The 10,908-nt window shown below is 52.8% G+C and carries 12 protein-coding genes; all 12 read left to right on the top strand.

The window, feature by feature from the left end; all coding sequences use genetic code 11:
- Positions 1-832, top strand: an 832-nt coding sequence (ruvB, locus tag ACML7B_RS03280) for a Holliday junction branch migration DNA helicase RuvB (protein WP_418539305.1), incomplete at its 5' end; no start/stop codon positions are given.
- Positions 833-898: 66 nt separating this feature from the next.
- Complete coding sequence (zapA, locus tag ACML7B_RS03275) at positions 899-1,309, top strand: cell division protein ZapA (protein WP_106788296.1); 411 nt, start codon at positions 899-901, stop codon at positions 1,307-1,309.
- 41 nt (positions 1,310-1,350) lie between these two features.
- Positions 1,351-3,474 (top strand): peptidase U32 family protein, encoded by a 2,124-nt coding sequence (locus ACML7B_RS03270; RefSeq protein ID WP_418539304.1) that lies wholly within the window; start codon positions 1,351-1,353, stop codon positions 3,472-3,474.
- A gap of 8 nt (positions 3,475-3,482) precedes the next feature.
- Complete coding sequence (locus ACML7B_RS03265; RefSeq protein ID WP_418539303.1) at positions 3,483-4,955, top strand: FtsW/RodA/SpoVE family cell cycle protein; 1,473 nt, start codon at positions 3,483-3,485, stop codon at positions 4,953-4,955.
- Positions 4,956-4,989: 34 nt separating this feature from the next.
- Positions 4,990-6,324 carry a peptidoglycan D,D-transpeptidase FtsI family protein gene (locus ACML7B_RS03260; protein WP_418539306.1) on the top strand — a complete coding sequence of 445 codons (1,335 nt, stop codon included), beginning with the start codon at positions 4,990-4,992 and terminating at the stop codon, positions 6,322-6,324.
- A 13-nt stretch (positions 6,325-6,337) separates the two neighbouring features.
- A complete protein-coding gene (locus ACML7B_RS03255; protein ID WP_346708448.1) occupies positions 6,338-6,661 on the top strand; it encodes a hypothetical protein in 324 nt (107 codons plus the stop codon).
- A gap of 1 nt (position 6,662) precedes the next feature.
- Complete coding sequence (locus ACML7B_RS03250; RefSeq protein ID WP_418539302.1) at positions 6,663-7,676, top strand: DUF2953 domain-containing protein; 1,014 nt, start codon at positions 6,663-6,665, stop codon at positions 7,674-7,676.
- 36 nt (positions 7,677-7,712) lie between these two features.
- Entirely contained in the window at positions 7,713-8,096 is a 384-nt protein-coding gene (locus tag ACML7B_RS03245) for a GerW family sporulation protein (RefSeq protein ID WP_106788288.1), read from the top strand.
- 55 nt (positions 8,097-8,151) lie between these two features.
- Positions 8,152-8,292 (top strand): hypothetical protein, encoded by a 141-nt coding sequence (locus ACML7B_RS03240; protein ID WP_165697940.1) that lies wholly within the window; start codon positions 8,152-8,154, stop codon positions 8,290-8,292.
- A 105-nt stretch (positions 8,293-8,397) separates the two neighbouring features.
- Positions 8,398-8,586, top strand: coding sequence for a 50S ribosomal protein L28 (gene rpmB, locus ACML7B_RS03235; RefSeq protein ID WP_106788287.1), 189 nt, complete (start codon positions 8,398-8,400; stop codon positions 8,584-8,586).
- 158 nt (positions 8,587-8,744) lie between these two features.
- Complete coding sequence (locus ACML7B_RS03230; RefSeq protein ID WP_106788285.1) at positions 8,745-9,104, top strand: Asp23/Gls24 family envelope stress response protein; 360 nt, start codon at positions 8,745-8,747, stop codon at positions 9,102-9,104.
- 20 nt (positions 9,105-9,124) lie between these two features.
- Positions 9,125-10,792 (top strand): DAK2 domain-containing protein, encoded by a 1,668-nt coding sequence (locus ACML7B_RS03225; protein ID WP_346708446.1) that lies wholly within the window; start codon positions 9,125-9,127, stop codon positions 10,790-10,792.
- Positions 10,793-10,908: the final 116 nt, after the last annotated feature.

Here is a 10,908-nt window from a genome sequence, read left to right as displayed (position 1 = left end):
CGGGCCGCCGGGGCTTGGAAAGACCACGCTGGCAGGGATCATCGCAAATGAGATGGAGGTGAATCTTAAGATCACTTCCGGACCGGCTATCGAGAAGCCGGGAGAGATGGCGGCTATCTTAAACAACCTGCAGGAGGGGGACGTGCTCTTTGTGGATGAAATCCACCGGCTGAACCGGCAGGTGGAAGAGGTGCTGTACCCTGCCATGGAGGACTATGCCATCGACATTATGATCGGAAAAGGGGCGACCGCCCGTTCCATCCGGCTGGATCTTCCTAAGTTTACCCTTGTGGGGGCGACGACCCGGGCGGGAATGCTGACGGCACCGTTAAGGGACCGGTTCGGGGTGGTCAACCGGCTGGAGTTCTATACCATTGAGGAATTAAAGCAGATCATCCTGCGCTCAGCTCAGGTGCTGGAGGTGGAGATCGACGAGGCGGGAGCCTATGCTCTGGCACGAAGATCCCGGGGGACCCCAAGACTTGCCAACCGGCTTCTGAAGCGAGTGCGGGACTTCGCCCAGGTGCGTTATGACGGGAAGATCACGGAGCAGGTGGCCAACGGGGCTTTGGACCTTCTGGATGTGGATAAATCCGGGCTGGACCAGACGGACCGGGAGCTGCTTCTGACCATTATCCAGAAGTTCCAGGGAGGACCGGTGGGGCTTGACACTCTGGCGGCGGCCATCGGGGAAGATGGGGGGACCATCGAGGATGTGTACGAACCCTATCTTCTGAAAAACGGGTTTCTCCAGCGCACGCCCAGAGGACGGGTGGCGTCGGAGAAGGCCTACGCCCATCTGGGGATTTCCCCTGAAAATGAAGAAAAATAGTTGGTTTTTGCGGGAAACTGGTTTATAATAGGTTCACAGATATTAGGAAAGGTCAGGGAGACTTCTATGGCATCATCAAAAAATTATACTGAAGTATTGATCGGAGGAAAGGTATTTACCTTAAGCGGGTTTGAGAGCGAGGAGTACCTGCAGAAGGTGTCTACCTATCTGAATCATAAGATCGAAGAATGCAGCAGCAGCGAAGGATATCGCAAGCAGAATTCCGAGACCAGGAACGTCCTCCTGGCGCTAAACATCGCGGACGATTATTTCAAGGCGAGAAAGCAGGGGGCCTCGCTGGAGAGTGATATCGAGGCCAAGGACAAAGATATGTACGACCTGAAGCACGAGCTGATCTCCGTTCAGATCAAGCTGGAGAACGCGGAGAAGGCCATGGACAGGCTAAAGGAAGAGAACAAGGAGCTTCAGATGAAGATCGTGGAGCTTGAGACACAGATGAAGAACAAACAGAAGTAAAGGCTGTCAGTGGACAGCCTTTTTTGAAGGGTTGAGATCAGATGAGGAACAGAGAGACAGAAGTGCTGGCTCCGGCAGGATCCTATGAATGTCTGGAGGCGGCGGTGCAGGCCGGTGCGGATGCGGTATATCTGGGCGGGCGCCAGTTCGGCGCCCGGGCCTTTGCGGCCAATTTTGACCGGGAGGATCTTCTGCGGGCGCTGGAGTATGTCCATCTGCGGGGAAGAAAGCTGTATCTGACGGTGAATACGCTCCTCAAAGACCGGGAGACAGAAGAGCTGGAAGAATATCTTATGCCTTTTTACCGGGAGGGACTGGATGCAGTGATCGTCCAGGATCTGGGAGTGCTGGATCTAGTGCGGGAGCGGTTCCCGGATCTGGCGGTCCATATCAGTACCCAGATGACGGTGACCAGTGAAGCAGGCGCCCGCTTTTTTAAAGACAGGGGGGCGACCCGGATCGTGCCGGCAAGGGAACTGTCTCTTGAGGAGATCCGGCGGATGAAGGAAAAAAGCGGCCTGGAGATGGAGTGCTTCGTCCATGGGGCCATGTGTTACTGTTACTCCGGACAGTGCCTGATGAGCAGTCTGATCGGAGGCAGGAGCGGGAACCGGGGACAGTGCGCCCAGCCCTGCCGGCTGCCTTACCGGGTAGAAGGAGGAAAGCAGCAGGACATCCTGAGTATGAAGAATCTGTGCGCCCTTTCCCTGATCCCGGAGCTGATCGAGGCAGGAGTGGATTCCTTTAAGATCGAGGGGCGGATGAAACAGCCGGATTATGTCTGGCAGGTTGCCCGGATGTACCGGAAGTACACAGATCTCTATTATGCCCAGGGGAAAGAAGGGTTCCGGGTGGATCAAAAGGACCTGGAACTCTTACAGGGGGCATACCGGCGGAGGGGTTACTGCGACGGATATTATCACCGGCGGAACGGCCGGGAAATGATCTCCTTTCAGCGGCCCCAGGGCGCACAGAATGAGAAGATCCAGATCCCCAGGGAGAAAACCCAAGAAAAAATTAATGGGATATTAATACTTTCCACAGGAAACCGTGCTAAACTGGAACTGGATCACGGGGAGATCCACGTGGAGGTGGAAGGCGATCTGGTACAGCAGGCTCAGAATCAGCCTCTTGACCGGGAGCGGGTGGAGCGGCAGATGCGAAAGACCGGGGACGAGCCTTTCTGCTTCCAGGATCTTAAGATCCGGATAGAAGGAGAGGTCTTCCTTCCCATGCAGGCGCTGAACAGCCTGCGAAGGGAAGGGATCGGCAGGCTGAAGGAAGCGGTCCTCTTAGCGGAGCGAAGAGAGCCGGAAGTGTCTGACAGAGAGAAAAAGCGAGAATCCTTCCCGCAGGAGAAGGCTTCCGGATTTCTGGTCCGGGTGGAGACAAGAGGGCAGCTTGAAGCAGCTCTTGCTGCTCCGGGAGTGGGAGAGATCATCCTGGACGGCCCGCTTACAGAAGAGCCGGAGGAATTCTTAAGGGATGTCAAAAGCCAGGGGAAGGGTCTTGTTTTTGCCATGCCCCATCTTTTCCGGGAGGACGCGGCCAGAAGATTTGGAACATTCTATGAAGGTCTGGCGCGTGTCTGTGACGGCGCGCTGATCCGCAACTGGGAGAGCCGCCAGTGGCTTTTGGACCAGGGGTTTGAGAAGAAGATCTGCTCGGACGCCAACCTCTATGGATGGAACCAGAGGAGCAGATCCTTTCTGGCAGAGAATGGGATCTGGAGGGCCACAGCGCCGGTGGAACTGAACCGCAGGGAGCTGGCCCGGCTTGGGATGGAAGGAACTTATCTTATTATATATGGGTATCTGCCGGTGATGCTCACTGCCAACTGTATCCAGAAAAGCGGTACGGGCTGCAGCCGTGCCGAGGGTCTTCTTTTTCTGGAAGACCGGCAGAAAAAGAAATTTCCTGTAAAAAACTGCTGCAGATACTGCTATAATATTATCTATAACTGTGCGCCCCTGGATCTTATCTCCCTGGCGGATGAGGTGGAGAGCCTGGATCCCGCCGGGCTGCGGATCGACCTGACTCTGGAGACGAAAGAGGAGGCAGAAAGGATCCTGAAGCGGTGTTACAGGACCTTTGTCCTGGGAGAGAAAGATCTGCCGCCGGAGGGGGAGTATACCAGGGGACATTTTAAACGAGGTGTAAAGTAGGTGGAGAATTGCTGAATATTATTGTAGAGCTTTCAAAATATGTGATGATCCTTATGATCACAATGTATACCTTTACCTGTTTCAGCATATTCGGGTTCCAGGATCCGGACAAGAAGAAGGGGATGCTGCGGAACCAGAATGTGCTGATGTTTATGATCCATATCATCGCTTTCCTGGTGATGTACCTGGAGACCAACGATATCCGGCTTCTGGCGTTCTACCTCATGCAGGTAGTTCTGTTTGGGGCTACTATATTGCTGTATACACTGATCTATCCAAAGGTGTCCAGGCTGGTGATCAACAATATGTGTATGCTGCTTTGTATCGGTATGATCATGCTGACCCGTCTGGATTACGCAAGCGCGGTGAAGCAGTTTGTGATCGCGGCGGGAGCCATTGCCATCAGCCTGGTGGTGCCGGTGGTGATCCGGAAGTTCAAGCGGTTCTCCGAGTGGAGAAATTTCTATGCCATTGTGGGGATCATCTCTCTTGCGGCGGTCATTGTGGTGGGCCGTGTCAGCGGAGGCGCCATGCTGGGCTTTACGGTGGCGGGGATCAATATCCAGCCTTCGGAGTTGGTGAAGATCGTGTTCGTATTCTTTGTGGCGTCCAGCTTCAAGCTGTCTCTGGAGTTTAGGAATATTGTGGTCACCACTGCGCTGGCGGCCTTCCATGTGCTGATCCTGGTGGTGTCCAAGGACCTGGGAGCGGCTCTCATCATCTTCGTGGTATATCTGGTGATGCTCTATGTGGCCACCCGCCAGCCTCTCTATATCCTGGCGGGGTTGGGGGCGGGAAGCGCGGCCTCTGTGGTCGCCTATCATCTCTTCAACCATGTGCGGGTCCGGGTGCTGGCCTGGAAGGATCCCTTTGCGGCCTATGACAACGGCGGGTATCAGGTGGCCCAGTCGCTCTTTGCCATCGGTACCGGAAGCTGGTTTGGCATGGGGCTTTTCCAGGGGGCTCCGGAGACCATCCCGGTAGCGGTGTCGGACTTTATCTTCTCCGCTATCGCGGAAGAGATGGGGCTGATCTTTGCCCTTTGTATGATCCTAGTATGTGTCAGCTGTTATGTGATGTTCCTTAATATTGCCATGCAGCTTCATACCATGTTTTATAAACTGGTTGCTCTGGGGCTTGGCACCTGCTACATTTTCCAGGTGTTTCTCAATGTGGGCGGCGTGACGAAGTTCATCCCCTCTACGGGAGTGACGCTGCCACTGGTAAGCTACGGCGGAAGTTCGCTTTTGAGTACGATCATTATGTTTGGCATTATTCAGGGACTTTATATCCTGCGGGAAGACGAGGAGGAAGATCTTGAGAGAAGAAAGAAGGAACGGTTACGAGCAGAGAGAGGCGCAAAAGCGGCTCCAAAGAAAAGAACAGCAGCGGGAACTGTCCAGAAAAGACCGCAAAGAAGTAAAACGGCAGGAAAAGCGCCTGGCCAGGAAAAAGCGCGCCAGAAACAAAGAGTTCGCTAGAGTCACCTACCTCTTTGTGGCGCTTTTTATCGCCATGATGGGATATATGGCTTATTTCAATGTGGCTGAGAGCCAGGAAGTAATAAGGAGTCCTTATAATAAACGCCAGGATTCTTTCGCGGACCGGGTGATCCGGGGCAAGATCCTGGACCACTCCGGCAATGTGCTGGCCCAGACCAGCGTGGCGGAAGACGGATCTGAGACACGGGAGTATCCTTATGGAAATATGTTCGCCCATGTGGTGGGCTATGCGGATCAGGGTAAATCCGGCATCGAATCGCTGGCGAATTTCGAGCTTCTTACCTCCAATGCCTTTTTCCTGGAGAAGATCCAGAAGGAGTTCCAGGGGGAGAAGAACGTGGGGGACAATGTGGTGACCACTCTGGATGCGGATCTGCAGGAAGCGGCCTATGACGCCCTGGGAAGCCAGAAAGGGGCGGTGGTGGTGATGGAGCCCTCCACCGGCAAGATCCTGGCCATGGTGTCCAAGCCGGATTTCTCGCCGGGAGACGTGGCGGCGAACTGGGACAGCCTGAATTCCGACGAGAACAGCGCGCTTCTTAACCGGGCCACCCAGGGGCACTATGTTCCCGGCTCCAGCTTCAAGCTGGTGACGGCTCTTGAGTATATGCGGGAAAATGCAGACTATGATTCCTATTCCTATGACTGTACCGGCCAGATCCAGGCGGGGGATGTGACCATCCACTGTTACCGGGGAGCGGTCCACGGGCAGGTGGATCTGAGGGACAGTCTGGCTCATTCCTGCAACACCTCATTTTCCAACATCGGCGCCTCCCTGGATATTGAGAGCTTCCGGGAGACGGCAGGGGATCTTCTCTTTAACCGGGAGCTTCCAGGGGATCTTCCCTATACCAAGAGCAGCTTTACCCTGAGCGGGGAAGACGGCGAAGCGGTGCGGATGATGACGGCCATGGGACAGGGAGAGACCCAGGTGAGCCCTTATCACATGGCGCTGATCGCTTCCTCCATCGCCAACGGCGGTACGCTTATGGAGCCCTATCTTATCGAAGCGGTCACCAATTATACCGGCACGGTGATCAAGGAGTACCGGCCGGAGGAATACGGCAAGCTTATGACCTCCCAGGAGGCGGCCCAGCTGAAGGATTATATGGAAAGCGTGGTAGAGTACGGCACAGCGTCAGTTTTGAACGGTCAGAGTTATACGGCGGCAGGCAAGACCGGCACGGCGGAATACAGCTCCGACAAGGAAAAGGATCATTCCTGGTTTGTGGGGATGTCCAATGTGGAGGATCCGGATCTTGTGATCAGCGTGATCATCGAGTCCGCGGACGGAAGAGCCAAGGCGGTCAATGTGGCCAAGGAAGTGTTTGACGCATATTACGGATAACGGGGAAGAAACCATGAGATATTACCGGTATTTATACCTGACAGAAAAAGTGGAGAAGAAAAAAGACAAGATCATCCGGCGCCTGGAGGCCGGGCGCTTTCAGCCGCCTATCCATCTGGTGACCCTTCCGGAAGAGAGGGGGAGACAGCTGGAAATCTGTTCCAGCCTGCTTTTTTTGCAGCCTTCTTTCCCGGACAGAGACTTTTTCGTGGTAGGGATCGCAAAAGACCATGAGGATGCACTGGAATTAGTAGAAAAAATCGTCCGGGAAGTGTATAATGAGACAAAAGGTACGGATGTCCGTTCCTATATCTTAAACAGGGAACAGGAAGAATGAGATGCTGCACATACTTTTGTTGATCTTAAAGATAATAGGTATCATACTGGCAGTTATACTGGGAATACTGGTATTGCTTGCGGGGATCCTTCTTTTTGTTCCCATCCGCTATGAGGGGGCTGCCAGATGTGAGGGTTCCCGGGATACCTTTAGGGCAAAGGGAAAGGCCACCTGGCTGTTCCATTTCATCCGGGCGGAAGGGTATTACAGGAACGGGAAGGCCGGCTGGAGACTGCGGATCGCATGGAAGAAATATGGAAAGAAAACCAAAGGGAGACCGGAGGAGGAAGAGAGGGTAAGCCATGAATATCCTGAAAAAAGGGAAAAACCTGAGACAACTGAAGAAGCTGAGAAACCTGAAACAGTTAAAACGGCTGAAAAAGACGAAGCAGTGGAAACAGTTGAAGAAATTGAAGCAACTGAAGCAGTTGAAGAAATTGAAGCTGCTGAAGAGAATGAAGAAGGGGAAGATGTTCCGGAAACTGAAGAAAGCCCTGAACCGGAACCTGCGCATGCTGAAGAAGCAAAAACGCAGATACACAAGACTTCCCGCAGGAAAGAAAAATCCCTTTGGGAGAAAATAAAGGCCTGGTTTCACAAGATCAAATGTACATTCTCAGGCTTTTGTGATAAGATAAGGCTGTTAGGGGAGAAGAAGGACAAGGTCCTTCAATTCCTGGAAAGCGAGACTCACAAGGCGGCGTGGAAAAGGCTGAAAAAGGAGACGGTCCGCCTTCTTGGAGGACTGAAGCCAAAGGACGGCGCCCTGCAGGTGGTCTATGGGTTCGAGGATCCCTGCACCACGGGACAGGTGCTGGCAGGACTGAGTATGATCTATCCTTTTATTGGAAGCTATACTGAGATCCGGCCGGATTTTGAGCGCAGCGTCCTGGAAGGAAAAGCCCGGGTTAAGGGAAAAGCCCGCCTGTGGCATGTGGCCGTCTTTGCCTGGAACCTGTTCTGGAACCGGGATGTGCGGGAGACCTACAGAGATATTAAGGAGTTTGAGCTGTAAGAGTATCAGGCAGCGGATACAGGAGGAATAAGAAGTATGGCAGACAATAATTTCAAGGGTACGGTAGAGGCTTTGTTCCACGGGATGGACGGAGTGTTCTCATCCAAGACGGTGGTGGGTGACGCCATCCATATCGGGGATACCATCATCCTTCCCCTGGTGGATGTGTCTTTCGCCGTGGGGGCGGGCGCCTTCAACGCAGATCAGAAGGAGAAGGGAGCCGGCGGTATCGGCGGTAAGATGACGCCCTGCGCGGTCCTGGTGATCCAGAATGACAAGACCCGTCTGGTGAACATCAAGAACCAGGATACCATGACCAAGATCCTGGATATGATCCCGGATGTGGTGGACAAGTTTGGCTCCAAAAAGGAAGAGACTATGAGCGAGCAGGATGTGATGGACATCCTGGAAGAGGAGTAATCTTCCGGGCGCCTGAGGCATAGAATGATAGAAAAGGCCGGCAGGGGGCAGCAGTTTGAAACGGATCATCGGATTCGCCCTGTTCTGGGTTGCAGTGGGGATCATCCTGGCGTTGATCCTGCCCAATACATTTGTGGAAGTGCTGTGCATTTTACTGTGTGTTCTGGCAGGTTATAATTTATTTTGCTGTAAATGAAGATAAATTCTGAAATAATGCTTGCAATTTTAAGATCATTCTGCTAGAATAACTATTGTTGCGAGTCTGTAGAAAGACTTATTATGAGCGTTAGGAGGTGTAGTCATGGCTAAATGTGCTATTTGTCAGAAGGGAGCTCATTTTGGAAATCACGTGAGCCACTCTCATAGAAGGACACCTAAGATGTGGAAATCAAATGTAAAGTCTGTTCGCGTTAAGACAGAGAATGGTGCTACGAAGAAAATGTATGTTTGCACTTCCTGCTTAAGATCAGGCAAAGTGGAGCGTGCATAGGCAAAGTGCAAAAAAGCAGTTAAAAACTCAGATTTCATTACGGAATCTGGGTTTTTTGTGTGCCCGGGAATCTTGTATTATCACGGGAAACAGGGTATAATAGAAACACTAAGCAAATATGCAAGGAAAATATCCTAGGAGAAGTGGAGGTTTCTAATATGAAGGGATGTATAAGCACCGACCTTGGTATCATCACCGTAGACCCGGAGGTTGTGGCAAAATATGCCGGAACCGTTGCGGTGGAGTGTTTTGGGATCGTGGGAATGGCCGCGGTGAATGTAAAAGACGGACTGGTCCATCTTCTGAAGAAGGAGAGCCTGACCAGAGGCATCCAGGTGATGATTTCGGAGGAGAATCACATCACTTTGAATTTCCATATTATCGTGGCGTATGGAGTCAGCATTTCCGCAGTGACGGAGAATCTGATCAGCAATGTGAAGTACAGGGTGGAAGAATTTTCCGGAATGCCTGTGGACAAGATCAATATCTACATCGAAGGCGTCAGGGTCATCGATTAGTTTAAGGAGGAACATAGGAAGTGGCTACAAAAACTATTAATGTGGAAATGCTTGCGAAGATGTTCTTGGCAGGCGCACAGAATATCGAATCCAAGAAAGAATTTATCAATGAACTGAACGTCTTCCCGGTGCCGGACGGAGATACGGGGACCAATATGTCCCTGACCATCATGTCTGCGGCAAAGGAAGTGACTGCTCTCACAGATTATAATATGAAGGATCTGGCCAAGGCTATTTCTTCCGGTTCTCTGCGTGGAGCCAGAGGAAACTCCGGCGTGATCCTGTCCCAGCTCCTCCGGGGATTTACCAAATCCATCCGGGAGGAGAAGGAGATCGACGCAGCGGGGCTGGCAGCGGCCTGTGCCCGGGCTCGGGATACGGCCTACAAGGCAGTTATGAAGCCGAAGGAGGGAACCATCCTTACAGTGGCCAGCGGGATCGCGGAGAAAGCGGCGGAGATGGCGCTGGAGACAGATGATCTGGAAGTATTTATCCCGGAAGTGATCAAGCATGCGGAGGAAGTGCTGGCAAAGACGCCGGACCTTCTGCCGGTGCTCAAGGAAGCAGGCGTGGTTGATTCCGGCGGCCAGGGTCTCCTGGAAGTGATCCGGGGGGCATATGACGCTTTCCTGGGCAAGGAGATCGACTACAGCGCCATTACTCCGGGAAGCGGAGCGGGCGTTGGAAAGATGGCGGCGCCTCAGGAAGCGGCGGATATCAAGTTCGGTTACTGTACCGAGTTTATCATTCTGACAGAGAAAGAATTTACGGAAAAGGATGAGAAGGAACTGAAGTCTTATCTTTCTTCCATCGGAGATTCCATTGTCTGCGTGGCGGACGAGGATGTGGTAAAGATCCACGTGCACACCAACCATCCCGGCCTGGCCTTTGAGAAAGGCCTGACTTACGGCCAGCTCTCCCGGATGAAGGTAGACAACATGCGGGAAGAGCATCAGGAGAAACTGATCCGTGAGGCGGAGAAGGTTGCGGCGCAGCAGGCAGAAGAGGCGAAGAAGGATGAGCCAAGGAAGCCCATGGGCTTCATCGCGGTATCCATCGGCGAGGGAATGAATGAGATCTTCCGGGAGCTGGGCGCTGACTATATCATCGAGGGCGGCCAGACCATGAATCCAAGTACGGAGGACATGCTGAACGCGGTGGATCATGTGAACGCAGATTCCATTTTCATTCTTCCTAATAATAAGAATATCGTGCTTGCGGCCAACCAGGCGAAAGATCTGGTAAAAGACAAGAAGATCATTGTGATCCCCACCAAGACGGTTCCTCAGGGGATCACCGCCATCATCAACTTTATGCCGGAAGCTTCCGCCGAGGAAAACGAAGCGGCTATGCTGGAACAGATCCAGCATGTGAAATCCGGTCAGATCACCTATGCGGTGCGGGATACCCACATTGACGACAAAGAGATCCATGAAGGAGACATCATGGGGATCGGCGACAAGGGGATCCTGTCTGTGGGAAGCGAGATCGAGGAGACTGTCAAGGATATGCTCTCCCAGCTGGTGGACGAGGATTCTGAACTGATCAGCCTCTATTACGGCGAGGAAGTAAATGAGGAAGATGCGGAGAAATTTACCCAGGAGATCACAGAGCTCTATCCGGATGTGGATGTGGATGTCCACAGCGGCGGACAGCCGATCTACTATTATATCCTGGCAGTAGAGTAACAGCATATAACAAGAATTTAAAAGGGTGCCCCGGCAGTTGAAAGACGCCGGGGCATTTGAAGGTAAAGGGAAACTTAAGGAGGCGCGCGATGACGGAGGGAACCCCCATCCGGGAG

Origin of the sequence: Massilistercora timonensis, from assembly GCF_048354975.1 — a bacterium.
GTDB classification, from domain to species: domain Bacteria; phylum Bacillota; class Clostridia; order Lachnospirales; family Lachnospiraceae; genus Massilistercora; species Massilistercora timonensis.
Note: the sequence above shows the minus strand (reverse complement) of the source record. Positions and strands in the feature narration are given on the sequence as shown.